Annotated in this window: 18 protein-coding genes; 10 read left to right on the top strand and 8 right to left on the bottom strand. The window is 55.7% G+C overall.

Annotation, left to right across the window (positions count from 1 at the left end):
• The first annotated feature begins 71 nt into the window (after nucleotides 1-71).
• The 7 genes from ASC48_RS07510 to ASC48_RS07495 all read left to right on the top strand — a co-directional run bounded on the left by ASC48_RS07510 (nucleotide 72) and on the right by ASC48_RS07495 (nucleotide 8,337).
• Nucleotides 72-806, top strand: coding sequence for a WecB/TagA/CpsF family glycosyltransferase (locus ASC48_RS07510; protein ID WP_208975590.1), 735 nt, complete (start codon nucleotides 72-74; stop codon nucleotides 804-806).
• Entirely contained in the window at nucleotides 692-2,326 is a 1,635-nt protein-coding gene (locus tag ASC48_RS19285; RefSeq protein ID WP_167345119.1) for an oligosaccharide flippase family protein, read from the top strand. The genes ASC48_RS07510 and ASC48_RS19285 overlap by 115 nt, the downstream gene beginning before the upstream one ends.
• On the top strand, nucleotides 2,323-3,474 hold the full coding sequence (locus tag ASC48_RS19280) for a glycosyltransferase (protein ID WP_072242553.1): 1,152 nt from the start codon (nucleotides 2,323-2,325) through the stop codon (nucleotides 3,472-3,474). The genes ASC48_RS19285 and ASC48_RS19280 overlap by 4 nt, the downstream gene beginning before the upstream one ends.
• 177 nt (nucleotides 3,475-3,651) lie before the next feature.
• A complete protein-coding gene (locus ASC48_RS19495) occupies nucleotides 3,652-4,803 on the top strand; it encodes an O-antigen ligase family protein (protein ID WP_167345118.1) in 1,152 nt (383 codons plus the stop codon).
• Nucleotides 4,769-5,743, top strand: a complete 975-nt coding sequence (locus tag ASC48_RS19275; RefSeq protein WP_072242551.1) for a glycosyltransferase family 2 protein — start codon at nucleotides 4,769-4,771, stop codon at nucleotides 5,741-5,743. The genes ASC48_RS19495 and ASC48_RS19275 overlap by 35 nt, the downstream gene beginning before the upstream one ends.
• 62 nt (nucleotides 5,744-5,805) lie before the next feature.
• On the top strand, nucleotides 5,806-6,804 hold the full coding sequence (galE, locus tag ASC48_RS07500; protein WP_072242563.1) for a UDP-glucose 4-epimerase GalE: 999 nt from the start codon (nucleotides 5,806-5,808) through the stop codon (nucleotides 6,802-6,804).
• 102 nt (nucleotides 6,805-6,906) lie between these two features.
• Nucleotides 6,907-8,337 carry a mannose-1-phosphate guanylyltransferase/mannose-6-phosphate isomerase gene (locus ASC48_RS07495; RefSeq protein WP_055455307.1) on the top strand — a complete coding sequence of 477 codons (1,431 nt, stop codon included), beginning with the start codon at nucleotides 6,907-6,909 and terminating at the stop codon, nucleotides 8,335-8,337.
• A gap of 69 nt (nucleotides 8,338-8,406) precedes the next feature.
• Here ASC48_RS07495 and ASC48_RS07490 read toward each other — a convergent pair whose 3' ends face one another.
• Nucleotides 8,407-9,285, bottom strand: coding sequence for a LysR substrate-binding domain-containing protein (locus tag ASC48_RS07490; RefSeq protein WP_055455116.1), 879 nt, complete (start codon nucleotides 9,283-9,285; stop codon nucleotides 8,407-8,409).
• 96 nt (nucleotides 9,286-9,381) lie between these two features.
• Here ASC48_RS07490 and ASC48_RS07485 point away from each other — a divergent pair, with 96 nt between their 5' ends.
• The 3 genes from ASC48_RS07485 (at nucleotide 9,382) to ASC48_RS07475 (ending at nucleotide 11,306) form a co-directional block, all read left to right on the top strand.
• Nucleotides 9,382-9,624, top strand: a complete 243-nt coding sequence (locus tag ASC48_RS07485) for a DUF1127 domain-containing protein (RefSeq protein WP_055455115.1) — start codon at nucleotides 9,382-9,384, stop codon at nucleotides 9,622-9,624.
• A gap of 653 nt (nucleotides 9,625-10,277) precedes the next feature.
• A complete protein-coding gene (locus tag ASC48_RS07480) occupies nucleotides 10,278-10,532 on the top strand; it encodes a hypothetical protein (protein ID WP_055455114.1) in 255 nt (84 codons plus the stop codon).
• A gap of 96 nt (nucleotides 10,533-10,628) precedes the next feature.
• Entirely contained in the window at nucleotides 10,629-11,306 is a 678-nt protein-coding gene (locus tag ASC48_RS07475) for a hypothetical protein (protein WP_055455113.1), read from the top strand.
• Between the two features lie 115 nt (nucleotides 11,307-11,421).
• Here the strand turns inward: ASC48_RS07475 and ASC48_RS07470 are convergent, their stop codons facing one another.
• The 7 genes from ASC48_RS07470 to ctaD all read right to left on the bottom strand — a co-directional run bounded on the left by ASC48_RS07470 (nucleotide 11,422) and on the right by ctaD (nucleotide 17,366).
• Nucleotides 11,422-12,204, bottom strand: a complete 783-nt coding sequence (locus ASC48_RS07470) for an SURF1 family protein (protein WP_072242550.1) — start codon at nucleotides 12,202-12,204, stop codon at nucleotides 11,422-11,424.
• A 148-nt stretch (nucleotides 12,205-12,352) separates the two neighbouring features.
• Nucleotides 12,353-12,775 (bottom strand): DUF983 domain-containing protein, encoded by a 423-nt coding sequence (locus ASC48_RS07465; protein ID WP_055455306.1) that lies wholly within the window; start codon nucleotides 12,773-12,775, stop codon nucleotides 12,353-12,355.
• A 100-nt stretch (nucleotides 12,776-12,875) separates the two neighbouring features.
• Nucleotides 12,876-13,748: a cytochrome c oxidase subunit 3 gene (locus ASC48_RS07460; RefSeq protein ID WP_050472237.1), complete on the bottom strand. Its 873-nt coding sequence runs from the start codon at nucleotides 13,746-13,748 to the stop codon at nucleotides 12,876-12,878.
• 63 nt (nucleotides 13,749-13,811) lie between these two features.
• Nucleotides 13,812-14,426: a cytochrome c oxidase assembly protein gene (locus ASC48_RS07455; RefSeq protein WP_055455111.1), complete on the bottom strand. Its 615-nt coding sequence runs from the start codon at nucleotides 14,424-14,426 to the stop codon at nucleotides 13,812-13,814.
• A 6-nt stretch (nucleotides 14,427-14,432) separates the two neighbouring features.
• Nucleotides 14,433-14,588 carry a hypothetical protein gene (locus tag ASC48_RS19660; RefSeq protein WP_019966588.1) on the bottom strand — a complete coding sequence of 52 codons (156 nt, stop codon included), beginning with the start codon at nucleotides 14,586-14,588 and terminating at the stop codon, nucleotides 14,433-14,435.
• A gap of 3 nt (nucleotides 14,589-14,591) precedes the next feature.
• The gene (locus tag ASC48_RS07450; protein WP_208975589.1) at nucleotides 14,592-15,530 is read right to left on the bottom strand and encodes a heme o synthase; all 939 of its coding nucleotides are present in this window, start codon (nucleotides 15,528-15,530) and stop codon (nucleotides 14,592-14,594) included.
• A 240-nt stretch (nucleotides 15,531-15,770) separates the two neighbouring features.
• Complete coding sequence (ctaD, locus tag ASC48_RS07445) at nucleotides 15,771-17,366, bottom strand: cytochrome c oxidase subunit I (RefSeq protein WP_055455110.1); 1,596 nt, start codon at nucleotides 17,364-17,366, stop codon at nucleotides 15,771-15,773.
• Nucleotides 17,367-17,460 lie beyond the last annotated feature (94 nt).

Below are 17,460 nucleotides of genomic sequence, written 5' to 3'. Positions count from 1 at the left end.
GCCACTCCAGATCTCAAACGAGTTCGATTTGGGTAGCGCTTGAGACTGTCGAGATTGGAGGGCATCGGATCGTGCGTGCATCACGTCAACAATTAACAGATGCAATGTTGACGGATTGCAAAGCCGCTAAATCGACCATGCAAGGAAATCGAGCTCGTCTCGTTTTCGATGCAAATGGACATGGCATTGCCCTGGCATCCAGCGACAAAAATTATAAAGAATGCATAGAGTCAGCAGATATTATTCATGCAGATGGGGGTTTTATTGTAACACTTTCAAGATTTATTTGCAAAAAACGCATCTTAGAACGAAGCGCTACTACCGATTTATTTCATGATTTTGCAAAGGCATGTGAGGAAAATGGGCTTTCATTTTATCTGCTCGGCGGAACTGAGGATGTAAACAGGCTATGCAGTGAAACGCTGGCGCGGATGTACCCGAGTTTACGCATAGTCGGTCGCAGAAATGGCTATTTCTCGGAAGAGGAAGAGCCCCAGGTCGTCGACGATATAAACTCAACTTCTCCAGATGTTCTATGGATCGGATTAGGAAAGCCGAAAGAGCAAGCATTTGCCTTACGTTGGCGAAATTCTCTGAATGCGCGATGGGCAGTGACGTGCGGCGGATGCTACAACTACATAACGGGCCACTATCCTCGCGCGCCTAAATGGATGCAGAGAATGAACATAGAGTGGCTGCACCGCGCCGCCAGCAATCCGAAGCACTTGCTTTGGCGCTATCTCACAACATCACCATACGCGTTGTGGATAATAGCATACTACGCGGTCAGGAAAAATCGTACTTAGTTCGCATTTACTCCCTCGATTTATTTCATTCGAAAGAGACGCTCGTGCACCGGCCTGCCCAAAATGGAACACCTGAGAAACGGATATTTAGCGCTATCGCGCTAAATGGGAGTTCACGCCTTATCAGAATAATCACACAGATCGGCATGATAACAGCAATGGGGATGCTATTGCCAACCCAAGACCTTGCCGTTTCTCTTTTCTTTCTTCTTATAATTGAAATTGGAACAACGCTAACTACAAAAACATTTACTCAGTCACTGATGAACAAATGCGATAAATTCGATCAATATGAGTCTTCTGCATTTTATCTCAATTTCTCCCTATCAGTAATCGCATCAATTGTAACATTTTTGCTTTCTTACTTTTATTTAAATAATTCCACAGAAATCGATCATATTTTTGGGTCATTATTCTCAGTCATGGCCATCTCAATTGGCCCTATTATTTCTTCTATGACTATTATTCCTCAAGCACGTTTTTCGGCAAGCGTTAATTTTGGTCCAATCGCATTGTCAGAGAGTATATCTGTATTTACAAGTTCTATTTTTGCTATTATCTTTGCTTTCTTTTTCCATTCTTATGAGGCTATAATAGTCTACTTAATTTTTCAGAGGATTTTTGAGTTTTGTATTCTATCTTTTTTCTGTTATCCGCTCCCTAGATCCTTACCGGATCGCGTCACAGCAGTTGAACATTTGCGGTTCTCTGCGCCACTTATAGCCACATTCCTAATCACTTCGGCTGTAGTGACAGCAGATCAGTTCTTCGTGAGTTTATTTTTTGGTGCAGATGTATTTGCGCTTTACGCATTTGCGCGACGTTTGACAGATCAACCTGTTAGAATACTAATGCATGCACTTGAACGCTCGATGATTCCTACTCTCGTTTCGATAAAATCAAATATTGATCAATATAAAAAATTCTGTTTGCATGCTTTTTTTCTGTGCTCTCTTATATCTGGCTCGTTCTTTCTGCCATTTATTGCCGGCTCTAAGCCCTTTGTCGATTTTCTTTTTCCAGAAAATCTGCATGATAGCTATAAGTTCATCTCAATATTTTCCGCTCAGTCTGCATTTATTCCGATAGGGTCGCTTTTGTTTTCGATCCTGGTATCGTTCGGAAGGACAAAGTGGATCTTTTTCTTTACCTTTACTCGTCTTTTTGTTGCATTTTCTATTATTCTCATTTTAGCCCTCTCCCTATCATTAAATTCAGTTCAATTTGCGATCACCGTTGCTTTTATGAATGTCGCAATGCTGATTCCAAATTTTGCACTTGCGAATCGTGATCTAAATATTCCAACCACCAAGGTGCTGAAGGCAATCTTACGTGGCCATGTTCCCGGGCTTATTGGACTTTCAGTATGTTTAGCAACTCCATTATTCGTACACGGGAGTAGCTATTTTCTCTTTTTAGTACAGATAGTTCTCACTATCTCTTCCGTGATAATCTCGACTTTGTTAATCGCAAAAGACGAAATTTCTTCAATTAAGATTTCTCGATGGAGGAAGAAATGAAAAAGAAAATTTTGGTGTATCGGTCACGTTTGCTGCCTATTTCAGAGACGTTTGTTTACGATCATATACAGTCTTTGAAAAATTTTGATGTAATTGTAGCCGGCATTAGGAGGGTAGAGGGTATCGACCTCTCTAAAACAAATTTACATACGCAGTTCAAAGACCGTCCCTCAATTGGAGATCTCGTTAAACATTTGATGTTTCCCTCAAAATCTACGTTAATCAAGAATCTTATTGAGCAAAAGCCTGATCTTATACATGCTCACTTCGCCGTTGATGCGATTGAAATTATGCCCCTAGCGATGATGGCCAATATACCCTTAATTGTAACCCTCCATGGTTACGATGCAACGACTAAGCTAAGTTCTCATTTAATGTCACGAAATCCATATCAATTGAACTATGCCCTTCGCAGATACAAACTGTTTGAGAGGGCAAGTCGATTTTTAGCTGTGTCCGAACACATACGTGATGCCGCTTTGAATAATGGATTCCCAGAAGATAAAGTCGGTATTCATTACCTTGGAATAGACCTAGAGCGCTTCGCAGCACCAGCCACAGCACCCGCATGTGACCAGGTCGATATCCTCTTTGTTGGGCGACTCGTCGAAAAGAAAGGCGTGCGCTATCTGATCGAGGCAGCCTCACTCCTTGCGAAGGATGGATTCTCGCCGACGATTAAAATCATTGGCGATGGCCCCCTTAGAAAGACCCTACAGAATCAACCGAGGCACCCTCAGGCGAAGATCGAATTTTTGGGTGCTCAGCCAAGAGACGTTGTAAAGAGCCATCTAGATAGGGCAAAAGTTCTGTGCATGCCCTCAGTTCAAGCTCAAAACGGCGACACTGAAGGTTTGCCCATAGTTGCGTTGGAAGCACAATGTGCGAAAGTGCCCGTTGTCGCTTTCAACCAAAGCCCAATAAATGAAGCTATTCTTGACCGAGTAACCGGCTGGCTTGCTGAACCAAATAGCTCAGCTAGTTTAGCCTCGGCTTTAAAGACAGTACTATTGAATGATGACTTGGCCAGAAGTCTAGGTGAAGCAGGAAGAGATTTTGTCACGCAACGGTTTGATATAAAATTAAGATCAAATATTTTATCTGATATTTACTTAAGAGAAATAGATAAAAACAAAAAGAAAGCCTAGAATATGAGCCAACACTCAATAGAACAGAACATATATGTCGATTATCATCATGATAAGTCAAGAAATAGCATCTTGATAAGTATATCATTTTTGTTTTGTCTCATGAAGTTTGTTAATTTAGGCCTATGGGGGCACCATTATCTATATAATTACGAGGACGTTTTTCAGACAGAGCAGATGCTGAATCCGTTTTCGGGAATATATACGGCGATTTGGCTACTCCTTTCTGCAGCTTCTTTTTCTTTAAACTGGGGTTTAATTTATAGATCTTTGTTAAAAAAGCCTTTAATTTTCTCATTTTTTATATATATAATTTTTCACTCTGCAATTTTCTCAAGCAATAAATTCTCATCAATTCAATTATCCATGTACTATATTATTATATACTTTAATGTATATCTTTATATATATAAATTTAATGCTGAAGATCTTATTGGAAAGATAACTCTATTTTGTTTATTTTTCTCTTTGTTTAATTTTATTTCTTTCTTCGCTCCAGAGTATTCAATAATGCGAGGGTCGCATCAAGGACTATTTCGGGGTTTCTCCGCTCACAAAAATGATCTTGGCTACTTCGCATTCTTCTTCATGACATCTGCATTATTCAGCTCAAAATCATCTCGATCTCTCAGGTTATTTGTTATTTTTTCCTCATCTATACTCGTTTTTCTGAGCTTTTCAGGCCAGGCGATTATTCTTTCCATCTCATCTTTTACTTTTTTTATGTACTCAAAATTTTCTAGACTATTTCATCGAGAGCAAAAGCAAGCTCTTACTTTTTCACTTATTCTTATTTCCTTATCAATAATTGTATATATTACTTCATCAAATATAGCGTTTGACGCCCTTGGAAAGGATGTTACTTTAACTGGCCGTGATAAAATTTGGGAATTCTTCGTTCTAGATATATTAAACAACAATTTTCTTGGCTATGGTGCACAGTCATTTAACGATGTCTTGGATTTGCGCACGCAGATGTACTCCTTTGGAATTTGGTGGCCTATAGCCACCGCGCACTCTTCATATATTGAGGCATATGTGAGATATGGCTACGTTGGCGGAACCTTGTTCCTAATTATTGTCAGTGGGGCGATCATCCGCTCGTTGATCTCGTTAAATTCAAATAAAAGCTCGAATTTATTTGCAAGTATTCTGTTGATTCTCAGTGCAATTGGCGGTATTACCGCATCCGAAAAATTATTTCTTCCAGATTTTGGTTGGCTTACATTTGTTATTGGAATGATGATCATTAACAAAGATCGAAGCAGTCATGTTCATATGTTTGGAGGTAAAAATGGTGAGCTTCACCGTCGTAATCCCTGTTTTTAACCGCTCCTCTACTGTTTGGCCAACTCTAAGATCGGTCCAGGAACAAACTTTCGAGGACTTCGAATGCCTCGTGGTCGACGACGGCTCTGAAGACTGCGATGAATTGAAGATGATAGTCTCGAAATTAGACGACCATCGCTTCAGGTATATTTATCAATCGAATGGGGGGGGGGGTGCAGCACGAAATACAGGAATTCTAGCTGCGAAAGGCGAATGGATCTCGCTTCTCGATTCCGATGATCGATTTCACACTTCAAAGTTGGCGGTTATAGCGTCGAGCGCACATAAAGATCCATCTGTACAGATATGGTCTCATAGGGCTCTTGTTGATAGAGGGGATGGTGTAAGCTTTATCCGTCCAACTAAACTTCCAAAAGATTCCGATTCAATCGCTGATTTGATGTTTTGTTATCGTGAGTTCCTACAGACATCGACGCTTTCTGTCCGTACCGATTGGGCTCGCCGTATTCTCTTTGACGCAAGCCTTCGAAAGGCGCAGGATGTTGACTTTATGATACGGTTAGAGAGGGCTGGTGCGAAATATAGATGTCTACCTGACGTTCTTTCGCTGTGGAACGACCGACCTGCAGAAAACAGAGTTGGCGCTCCCCGTCGGCCCAGCGATGTTAAACGCTGGTATGCTCAACAGCGTCCTTTTCTTTCTCCAAAGCTACGTCGTGCCTTTGAAGCGACATATCTCTCTTATGAGGTGGCAAAGGAGACGCCTTTTCGTGCCTTTTTTATGATACTGCGTTCGCTTGCTTTTGGTTCTATCGGAGCAAGGATGGCAATCTTATCACTTCTGAGGGCTTTTCTTAACCAAAGAATCTACCGCCATATTCTGAATTATTTGGTGAAAGGAAGATCTGCCAAGATGCCCACTTTCGACGTGCAAGAGTTTGAGTATTCTACGTCGCCTGAAATCTCGAAGAGTAAGTAATATTTTTATAATTAATTGAATTAGGAATATATCTTAAACTTAGCACAGTGGAGATTCTCGAGATGACTACACTAATTACAGGCGGTGCCGGCTATATCGGTAGCCATATGGTCTATTGTCTCTTAGAGGCTGGGGAACACGTAGTGGTGCTTGATAGTCTCGTGACGGGATTTGGCTGGCTGCTGCCCACTGGTGTTAAGCTGATTATCGGAGATGTGTCCGACAAAATACTCATTCGACGGATCATCGAAGAACACAAAGTAGAGGCAGTAGTTCACTTTGCCGGATCGATCGTCGTTCCTGAATCCGTTTCAGATCCTCTCAAGTACTATCGTAACAACACTGCCGCATCACGCGATCTGATCGAAGCATGTATCGAAGGTGGTATTAGAAAGTTCATTTTTTCATCAACGGCTGCCGTTTATGGTGATCCTGCGAGTGTCCCAGTGGAAGAGGATGCGCAACTTTCTCCGCTGTCGCCCTATGGAATGTCGAAGTTAATGACCGAGCAAATGCTGTGCGATGTAAGCGCGGCCCATGACTTCCGGTATACAGCCTTGCGGTATTTCAATGTGGCTGGTGCGGACCCTAAGGGTATGACGGGACAATCGACACCAGAAGCAACACATCTTATCAAGGTGGCCTGCCAGACGGCACTTGGCCAGCGCCCTCAGATGAGCCTTTTCGGCAGTGATTATGACACTACGGATGGCACGGCCGTACGTGACTACATCCATGTCAGTGATCTAGTCGAGGCCCACAGATTGGCACTGTTACGGTTGCATGCGGGAGGGACAAGCTCCGTAATGAACTGCGGTTATGGCGAAGGCTTTTCTGTTCGACAGGTCATCGAAACCGTAAAACGCGTATCCGGCGTTGATTTCAAAGTGGTTGAGGCTGATCGACGCCCCGGAGACTCACCAAAAGTGGTTGCTAGCAACGAACGGATCCGCAAAGAGCTCGGTTGGACACCAAAATATAACGATCTAGAATTGATTGTTCGGCACGCGTTTGAATGGGAACAGAAGCTAATCGCGCGGCGCGCGAATGGTGTTGTATAACGCCCTTCCCCTCGACCACACCTATCAAAGCGACTAAGACTTCTCCTGGGGCTTGGACGGATCTGCTGCGACCAAGTGCAGATGTCGGGTATTGAGGCTTTCATGATCACTCCCCTTCTCCTCGTCGGCGGTTCGGGCACCCGGCTCTGGCCTTTGTCGCGCAAGAGCTATCCGAAGCAGTTTGCGCCGCTGATCGGCGGGGAAAGCCTGTTCCAGGGCTCGGCGAGGCGGCTTTCGGCGGAGGGCTTCGCCGCGCCTGTCGTCATTACGGGGTCGGATTACCGCTTTATCGTCACCGAACAGCTCGCCTCCGCGGGCATTGATCCGGGCGCGATCCTGATCGAGCCGGAGGCACGCAACACGGCCCCGGCCGTGCTCGCCGCCGCGCTCTATGTTGCCCGGTCAGATCCGGACGGCTTGATGCTGGTCGCCCCTTCCGACCATGTGGTGCCCAACCCGGCTGCCTTCCGCGCCGCCGTGGCCGCCGGTGTGCCTGCCGCAGAGGCCGGGCAGATCGTCACCTTCGGCATCCGGCCCACCCATGCGGAGACCGGCTATGGCTGGCTGGAGCTTTCCGCCGCCGCCGCAGAGGGTGAGCCGGTGGCACTGAAGCGTTTTGTCGAAAAGCCGGACCGCGAGAAGGCCGAAGCGATGCTCGCCGCCGGGTCCTACTTGTGGAACGCCGGCATCTTCCTGTTCAAGGTCTCCACCATTCTTGAAGCCTTCAATGCACTGGCGCCCGATCTGATGGAGCCCGTCACCCGCGCGGTTGACGATGCAAAGTCCGATCTCGGCTTCCTGCGCCTCGACCCGGCGGCCTTTGCCCGCGCTCCGTCGATTTCCATCGACTATGCGGTGATGGAACGCGCCTCCAATCTCACGGCCGTGCCCTTTGGCGCCGGCTGGTCGGATCTCGGCGGCTGGGACATGGTGGCCAAGGAAATGGGCCCGGACAGCCGCGGCAACAGCCTCGGCGGCGAGGCCATCGCCATCGACTGCGACGGCACGCTGCTGCGCTCCGACAGCGACGGGCTGCAAATCGTCGGAATCGGCCTCAAGGATGTGATCGCCGTGGCCATGAATGACGCGGTGCTGGTGGCCGCCAAGTCCCGCGCCCAGGACGTGAAGCTCGCCGTCGAGGCGCTGAAGACAAAAGGCGCGCGCCAGGCCGAGACCTTCCCGCGCGATCACCGGCCGTGGGGCTGGTTCGAAACGCTGGCGCTTGCCGACCGGTTCCAGGTCAAGCGCATCGTCGTGCACCCGGGTGCAGCCCTGTCGCTGCAGAGCCACGTGCACCGCTCCGAACACTGGATCGTGGTGTCGGGCACCGCACGGGTGACGGTGAATGAGGAGGTGCAGCTGCTCACCGAGAACCAGTCCGTCTATATCCCGCTCGGCGCCATCCACCGGCTGGAAAACCCCGGCAAGGTGCCGATGGTGCTGATCGAGGTGCAGACCGGAGCCTATCTTGGCGAAGACGACATCACGCGCTACGACGACATCTACTCCCGCGGGCAAGGCGCCAAGGGCTAGGTCACTCCCCTTGACGCGTGATGGCGCTGTCCAGGTGCGCGCGCCGGGGCTCCCATTGCACCGGCGCCGTCACGGGAGATCCCGTTCCAGCTCCTCCGCAAGCCAGCCGAGCAAACTCCGCACGGCTTTGCGGGCAGCGGTCCTGTCCGTTATCCTGGCGTGGAACCCGCCTGGAACCGCCACAAAGCCCAGTGGCGCCACAAGCCTGCCCGTCGCAAGATCACGCTCGACCAGCCGGCGCTCCGAAAGGGCCACCCCCAGCCCGGCGGCCGCGGCCTCAATTGCCAGCATATGGTGGGGATGCTCCAGGTCTTGCGCTGCCTTGAACGTGACGCCGGCGCGGCGCGCCCATTCCTGCCAGCTTCCGGCCGCCTCCATATGCGTCAGGCTCACCGGTGCGGTCCATATGCCGTCCTGCACGCCGAAGGGATAGTCCGGTGAACAGACCGGCCCGTAGGAGGTGTCCCCGATCGGCGTGACACCGGGCTCCACAGCGGGCGTGCGAAGGCGGTCATAGCTCAGCATCAGATCAAATTCGTGATCGGGCACCCGGCTGGGCCCGGCCATCAGCAGGCGGATCTCGATTTCCGGATGGGTCCGGTAGAGACGCGGCAATCTGGGGGTCAGCCAGCGGGTGGCCAGGGTGGCGCTGAGCAGCAGGGTGATATGGTTCCCGTCCACCTCGCCCCTGAGGCCGCGCGACACCCCGTCCAGCTGGTCCAGAACGGCCGTGACCGCCACCCGCAGCCGTTCGCCGCGCGGTGTCAGCTTCAGCCCCGTGCCGGCCTTCTCGAACAGGCTGCCGCCAAGGTCTTCCGACAAATGGGCGATCTGCTTGCTTATGGCGCTGTGGGTGCGCCCAAGCTCCCCTGCGGCGGCCGTGACGGAGCCGAGCCGTGCCGCCGCCTCAAAGGCCGGCAGGGCTGTCAGCGGAGGGAGACGGCGCATCTTTGTTCCTTCCGGTTACATTACCCCGAAAAATATTCAATTTTTTGGGGCATGTCACCTCGGCTACATCAAGAAAAAAGAACAGAAAGCAAGATCATGCCCAGCGTCATCTACCTTTTCCCGAACCCATCCCTCCATGTGCAGGACCGCGCCCGCGCCGGAGACCACGGCTTGCACCGCATTGCAGGCGTGTGGACCCGCATCTGGCTGGAGCGGATCAGCTACCGGCGCATGCTGCGCAAGGAGCTGCTGCCGCAGCCCGACAGCGTTCTGGCCGACGCCGGCCTCGAGCGGTCCGCCGTTCTTCTCGAAGTGTCCAAGCCCTTCTGGCGGGCCTGAAACGGAAGAGGGTCAGGCATCAACACTTCTGCCCCTTGAGCTGCCACCTTCACGCATCGTGCGGAAAGACAGCCGCGGCTTAGGGCAAGCCTGCGGTCCGGCCACCCCGGCACGGCCTTTCAGCCCCCTCCCCCTCAAGGGCTGCCGGATTCACACATCAGGTTCGGACATCACCCGCAGTAAGGCGTTTGCTTTTCGGGAGGACGCCTGCCGCCCCCCTCCCCCTGGTGGGGCAGTGTTTACATTGGACGCACGGAAGAAGAATGCACCGGCATGATGGCAGGGCCCCTCCGCCCCCCTCCCCCTCGTGGGGAGGGGGGCTGAAACGCCGCGCCAGAGTAACCAGACTGCAGCCTTTCCCCAATCTTTCTCCGGCTTCAGGCACGATGTGTGCATGCGGTGGGTACCAGGGGGAAAGGGACGCTGCGGCAGAAGGAGAGTGCATTCCTTTGCCTTGTGCCTGCTGTAAACATGCCCCACGAGGGGGCTGAGAAGCCGTGCCGGAACGGGCTCCCAACTGCGGCCATCTTCCCTGTGCAGAACTCCCCCCGGAAACCGGCGTTTCCTTCAAATTGCAACCTCAATGTTTAACAGTTGTTAACGATTGACGGGCCTACTCAGGTGGCATACGGCTAGTCAGGAGTTTAGAGTTGATGCGACCGGCAGCAGGCGAAACCCGCAAGTCATCCGGCACACCGGAGCACAGGCCCTCCGGCCCATCCGCGCCTGCCGATGCGGCCTGGGCGGAGGATCTGCAGGATGAGGCCTGGGAAGACGCAGGGCGATCGGCCCGCGCAGAGGGAGATGGCATGACCACCTCTTTCCTCCTGTTCAAGAATATGTTGTTCTGGGGCTCGATGGCCCTGGTTCTGACAGCGGCCGGTATTGCGGCCTCCATTCTTTTCTGACTTTTTTCACGCGGTTTTTTAAGTGGTGATCTGGACTTTTGCCGCATTGCGATTGCATGCTGCGTGGGGGTGGCAAGCAAACATAAGGAGCGGGATATGTCCGCGCTTGGCTTTGTTGGCGGCCTTGCCGGTGCCGTGGCTATTGGCATCTACGGCCTGATTGCTTTTGTTTTTCTGACTGCCGCCATGCTGGAACTGGCGGAACGCGGGCGCACAAGCCGCCTGGAGCTTTTCCTCGCTCTGGCGGGCGCCCTTCTGTGGCCAGTCTCTCTTGTGGTTGCTTCGGCTGCCGCGGTCCATGCTGTCCGGCGTGCCCGGCGGCGGCGGCAGGCCAATACGGCACGCATGCCCTCCGGCGGCCGCGAAGAGCCGGAAAGGCCCGTCTCAGGCAAGCCCGCGATTGCGCTGGTCGAACGGGACACGGCCAGCCGCGGGGCACACAGCGAAGCGCCGCCTCACCCGAAGCACTCCGCCCAAGCCGGTGGGCGGGATGCAGAGCCTGGCCCTGCCGCTTCCGTTTCCACCTCTGCCAGTTCCACACCTTCCGTCCAGCCATCTGCCATAGGCGGTCCCGTGGTGCGTACGCTTGCGCCCCTGCAGATGCAGCCGCAGCCGCCCTTCGGCATGCCGGGGCCCGACAGCCGCAGCCGCATCATCCTGTCCCCGCGGCAGCTTCTGGGGGCTGTCCGGCTGGGCGAGCCCAGGAGCAGCGCAAGCCGTCTCCGTCTGCGGCAGACCAGCCTCAGCAAGCCGCCGAAAGGCAAGCCAGGCTGAAGATGGGGCTGGGCGGCTGCCGTCTGTCCGGGCGCACAGAAGCCCATACCTGTAGAAGCCCATACCTGCAGGCTCACATATCTACAGAGGCCGGAGGCATTGCGCCTTGAGCCGTTCAGGCTTTCCGGCGGAATATCTGCACCGCATAGGCAATGAAAACCCCGGCGAGCGTGGCGGCAAGGCCGAACCACGTCAGGGCATAGCCGAGGTGATCGTTCTTGAACTTCACCACCGTTTCACCCGCCCTGGGTAATCCGTCCGTCCCGGTGAAGGCGGCATCGAGATCGATGCTGTAGGGCGCGAGGCTGCCGGTGGCGCCCAGAACCTCCGCCATATGGTCCGTGTCACGGGCAAACCAGATGCGCTTTCCGGTGTCCACGGCGGGGGTTGTCCAGTTCGGCTCCTCCCGGCGGCGCAAAAGGCCCGTCAGCTGCTGCCCGCCCAGCGGCGGGGTTTCCAGTGCCGCCATCAGATCCGCTGCCAGCCCTTGCGGCACGAAGCCCCGGTTGATCATCACCAGCCAGCCTTCCTCCGTGACGAGCGGGCTGTAGATCATGTAGCCGGGGCCGGACGGTGCGCCCGGCCTTGACGGCAGGGATGTGTAGTAATAGGCCGCGCCCGGCAGATAGCGGCCGCTGACGGCCACATGGCGGTAGTCCGTCAAGGGATCGGCGGTCACCTGCGGCCAGTCCTGCGGCCCGGGCGCGGGAACAGCCGGCCGTGCCACATCTGCGCTCACCCGTTCGATCAAGGCTTCTTTCCAGGCCAGCCGCTGCATCTGCCACAGGCCAAGATTGAGGAGAATGGCAAGGCCGATGGCTGCCGCCACTCCCGGAACAAGCAGGCAGCGGACAGCAGATTGGCCGGAGGAACGGGAGGGATGGTTTGGGGCGGACACGTGTTTCGATCCTGTTCGGCTTGCGGATTGGCTGAGACCATTGCTCAATGAGCTTGACTCATCGAGCGCCGGATCAGCCCCTGCGGCGCTTGAGCATTTTCAAGGCGTGATGCGTCAGCATCGAAAGCCTTGGCATGAGACGGCCGGTTCAGGCTTCGTCCTGTCCATCCGCGTCAAGCCTGCCTTCGGCGGCATCATTGCGGTATTGCATGGCGATCATCAGCCCCTTCAACGGGCGCAGCACGCCAAGGCCGAGGATGACGGTCAGCGGCAGCCAGAGCAGCAGATGCAGCCATATGGGCGGCGCATAGGCCAGTTCCACCGCCAGCACCAGCCCCACCACGATGAAGCCGACGATCATGATGACGAAAACGGCCGGGCCATCGCCGCTTTCCGCGGCAAAGGCAAGGTCGAGGCCGCAGGCCGTGCAGGCCGGGCGCGGCGTCAGGAAGCCGCGGAACAACCGCCCTTCCCCGCAGCGCGGGCAGCGGCATTTCAGACCGGCGGACACCGGATTCTGCGGCGGATAAAGCGCCCTGTCCTGGAAGCTGTCCTGCAAGCTGTTCTGCATCGAAACCTCTCTGGCCCCGCCTGAAAGCGAAAGGCCCGGCCAGATGGCATGCATGCCACCCGTCCGGGCCCATTCTGTTTACACCGGTTTCGGCGCCGCGTCAGTGCGTCGGCACGCCCCATGCGCCCCAGATGTAGATGGTGGCGAAGAGGAACAGCCAAACCACGTCGACGAAGTGCCAGTACCAGGCCGCCGCCTCGAAGCCGAAATGCTTCTGCGGGGTGAACTGGCCGGCCGAAGCACGGATGAGGCAGACCGCCAGGAAAATGGTGCCGACGATCACGTGGAAGCCGTGGAAGCCGGTGGCCATGTAGAAGGTGGCGCCATAGATGTTGCCCGAGAAGGCAAAGCTTGCATGGGCATATTCATAGGCCTGGCAGATCGAGAAGATCACGCCCAGGATCACGGTGAGGGTCAGACCCCACTTCAGGCCCTGACGGTCGTTCTCGAGCAGCGCATGATGTGCCCAGGTCACGGTGGTGCCGGAGGTGAGCAGGATCAGCGTGTTCAGCAGCGGCAGGTGCCAGGGATCAAACGGGGTGATGCCCTCCGGCGGCCAGACGCCGCCGGTTGCCTCGACGCGGGCATACTGGATGGCTTCGCTGGTGAAGAGCGAGGCATCGAAGAAGGCCCAGAACCAGGCGACGAAGAACATCACTTCCGAGGCGATGAACAGGATCATGCCGTAGCGCAGATGCAGGCTGACCACGCGGGTGTGATGGCCTTCCAGCGATTCGCGCACGGTGTCGCGCCACCAGGCGTACATGACGTAGAGCACGATCACGAGGCCAACGGCGAAGAGGCCCCAGCCGGTGAGATCGGCACCGAAGATGGTGAAGTCGGCACCCTTGGCAGAGCGCATCAGGCCGATCCCGCCCAGGGCGAGAATGAAGGCGCCCATCGAGGCCAGGAACGGCCAGGGGCTTGGGTCCACAAGGTGGTAATCGTGGTTCTTGGTATGTGCCTCAGCCATGGGCATGCTCCCCGAAGTTCCAAATGCGTTCCGGACGGACCGGCCGTTCAGCGGCCTGACCCATCACAAATTGCTCTCCGCTGCCGGATCCGCAGGTCTGGCAGCGACTGGTTTGACCGGATGTTGCACCGGGTAGAAAGTATAAGACAGGGTGATTTCCTTGACGTGCTTCAGGTCAGGATCTTCATCCATCGCCGGGTCGACAAAGAACACCACCGGCATTTCAACGCCCTCACCGGCGGCCAGCGCCTGTTCGGTGAAGCAGAAGCACTGCATCTTGTTGAAATAGGCCCCTGCCTCAAACGGCGTGACGTTGAACACGGACGTGCCCGTGGTCACGTCAGAGCTGGTGTTATGGGCCTCATAGGCCACCTGCATGGTCTCGCCCATGCGCAGGGTCACGCTGCGCTGCTGCGGCTTGAAACTCCAGGGCAGCGCGCCATTGATGTTGCCATCAAAGCGGACGGTGATCTTCCGGTCGATGACGCTGCCGCTCTCGCTTTCGGCACGCTGTGTCGTGCCGGCGAAACCGGTGACCTGGCAGAACAGCTCATACAGCGGCACGGCAGCGTAGGAGGCGCCCACCATCGCAAAGAAGATGGACGCACAGACAAAGGCCACCTTTCGGTTGCTTGCGTCGCGGCGGTGCGTGTCAGTTCCGTTCGGGTCGCTGATCATGGGACCTCACAAAGGCCGCTGCAGGACGGCAGCGCCCAGCTTCAACCAGGTAACGAGGTAGAACAGAACCACGAGACCGGCCAGGGACAGGCCGATCGCGAGCGAGCGGGCCTTGCGCCGCTTCAGCTGTTCATCGGTGAGCTTGATACCGTCTTCCGTCATGGCTCAAAGCATCCGCCCGGCAAGGCTCTCACCCAGCATCAGGGCATAGAGCAGGAAAAGATAGAGGATGGAGAAGCTGAAGAGCCGCACGGCCGCCTTGCGGGCCGCTTCACCCTCGCGCTTGCGGTAGACGGCGACCGCCAGTCCCAGGAACACGGCGCCCAGCACGGTGGCGGCCACACCATAGACCACACCGGCGAAGCCGAGCGCATAGGGGGCCACCGCCAGCGGTGCCAGAATGATGGAATAGATCAGGATCTGGCGGCGTGTTGCCGTTTCACCGGCGACGACCGGCAGCATCGGGATACCGGCGGCACGGTAATCGCCGCTCTTGAACAGGGCCAGGGCCCAGAAATGTGGCGGCGTCCACATGAAGATGATCAGGAACAGCACGACGCTTTCGAGGCTGATGCTGCCCGTGACGGAGGCCCAGCCGATCATCGGAGGAAAAGCACCGGCCGCGCCACCGATAACGATATTCTGCGGCGTCGAGCGCTTCAGCCACATGGTGTAGACAACCGCGTAGAAGAAGATCGTGAAGGCGAGGAAGGCCCCGGCGAACCAGTTGACCAGAAGCCCGAGCACGAGCACCGAGCCGATCGAAAGCACCATGCCGAAGGCCAGGGCCTCGTCCGGCGTGATCTTGCCAGCCGGGATCGGCCGCTTTGCGGTGCGGCTCATCACGGCGTCGATGTCCGCGTCATACCACATGTTCAGGGCACCGGAGGCGCCAGCGCCGACGGCAATGCACAGAAGGGCCACCCCGGCGAAAAGCGGATGGATCGAACCGGGCGCCAGCATCATGCCGACAAAGGCGGTGAAGATCACGAGCGACATGACCCGCGGCTTCAGCAGGGCGATGTAGTCGCCAACCGAACCCATGCCACCGTTCCAGACGGCGGGGCCGGCAGTCATCCTGTCATTGCTCTCTGCGAGAGACATCGGCTCTTCCTCATACCTGTGCGTCCTGGGCTCCGCGGCGGGCGCGGAGATGAGGGCTTTGCATCCGCGGCCCTGCGGCCAGGCGCTGCCCTTTCTCTTCGGTTGCCCTGCCGCAGCAAGGCGCAGACAGCTGACCTGCCTGCTGGATCCGCCAAGAATACGGCTTTTCCCGTATGAAGGATCCGGGCGAAATGCCGCGCCCATGCGGCGCGGCATTTCTGTTTCCTGCAGGAGCGCTGCTTACTTGATGCGCGGCAGCGTCTCGAACTGGTGGAACGGCGGCGGCGAGGACAGGGTCCACTCCAGCGTGGTCGCGCCTTCACCCCAGGGGTTGTTGCCGGCAACGCGCTTCTTCATGAAGGCTTCCAGAATGCCGGACAGGAAGACGAACACTGCAAAGGCCGAGATGTAAGACCCGATGGAGGACACAAAGTTCCAGCCGGCCAGCGCATCCGGGTAATCGGCATAGCGGCGCGGCATGCCGTTGAGGCCGAGGAAGTGCTGCGGGAAGAACACCAGGTTCACGCCGATGAAGGTGATCCAGAAATGTGCCTTGCCGATTGTCTCATTGTACATGTAGCCGGAGATCTTCGGGAACCAGTAGTACCAGGCTGCGAAGATGCCGAACACGGCGCCGAGTGACAGCACGTAGTGGAAGTGGGCAACCACGTAATAGGTGTCATGCAGCGCGCGGTCGAGGCCGGCGTTGGCCAGCTGCACACCCGTCACACCGCCAACGGTGAACAGGAAGATGAAGCCGATGGCCCAGACCATCGGAGTGCGGAACTCGATGGAGCCGCCCCACATGGTGGCGATCCAGGAGAAGATCTTCACACCCGTCGGCACCGCAATCACCATGGTGGCGGCGACGAAGTATGCCTGCGTCTCGACCGACATGCCGACGGTGTACATGTGGTGCGCCCACACGATGAAGCCGACGACGCCGATGGCGACCATGGCATAGGCCATGCCGAGGTAGCCGAAGATCGGCTTGCGGGAGAAGGTGGAGACGATGTGGCTGATGATGCCGAAGGCCGGCAGGATCAGGATGTACACTTCCGGGTGGCCGAAGAACCAGAACAGGTGCTGGAACAGGATCGGATCACCGCCGCCGGCCGGGTTGAAGAAGGCCGTGTCGAAGTTGCGGTCCGTCAGCAGCATGGTGATGGCGCCGGCAAGAACCGGCAGCGACAGCAGCAGCAGGAAGGCCGTGATCAGCACCGACCAGGCGAACAGCGGCATCTTGTGCAGGGTCATGCCCGGCGCGCGCATGTTGAAGATGGTCGTGATGAAGTTGATCGCACCCAGGATCGACGAGGCGCCGGAAATGTGCAGCGCCAGAATCGCCAGATCCACCGCCGGGCCGGGCTGGCCGGAGGAGGAGTAAGGCGGATACATGGTCCAGCCGCCGCTCACACCGGTCGCGCCCGGAGCCCCTTCCACGAACAGCGACAGCAGCAGCAGCGCGAAGGACGGCGGCAGCAGCCAGAAGGAAATGTTGTTCATGCGCGGGAAGGCCATGTCCGGCGCACCGATCATGATCGGCACGAAGTAGTTGGCATAGCCGCCGATCAGCGCCGGCATGACCATGAAGAAGATCATGATCAGGCCATGGGCCGTCGTGAAGACGTTGAACATGTCCGGGTTGGAGAAGATCTGCATCCCCGGCTCCTGCAGCTCCATGCGGATGCCGACCGAGAGCGCGCCGCCAATGATGCCGGCGATGATTGCGAAGATGAGATAGAGAATGCCGATGTCCTTGTGGTTGGTCGAATAGACCCACCGGCGGAAACCAGTCGGATGGTCATGAGCGCCATGCGCAGCAGCCGCAGCCATGATCGAGCTCCCTCTTGAATTTCACGACAGGGCGGGCGGCTCCTCTGCCCTCCGCGCCCCTCTGGATTGAGCGGAAGCGGCGAGAACCCCGCCG

It is taken from the genome of Pannonibacter indicus, assembly GCF_001418225.1.
Lineage (GTDB): Bacteria > Pseudomonadota > Alphaproteobacteria > Rhizobiales > Stappiaceae > Pannonibacter > Pannonibacter indicus.
This window is presented reverse-complemented; position numbering and strand designations above follow the sequence as displayed.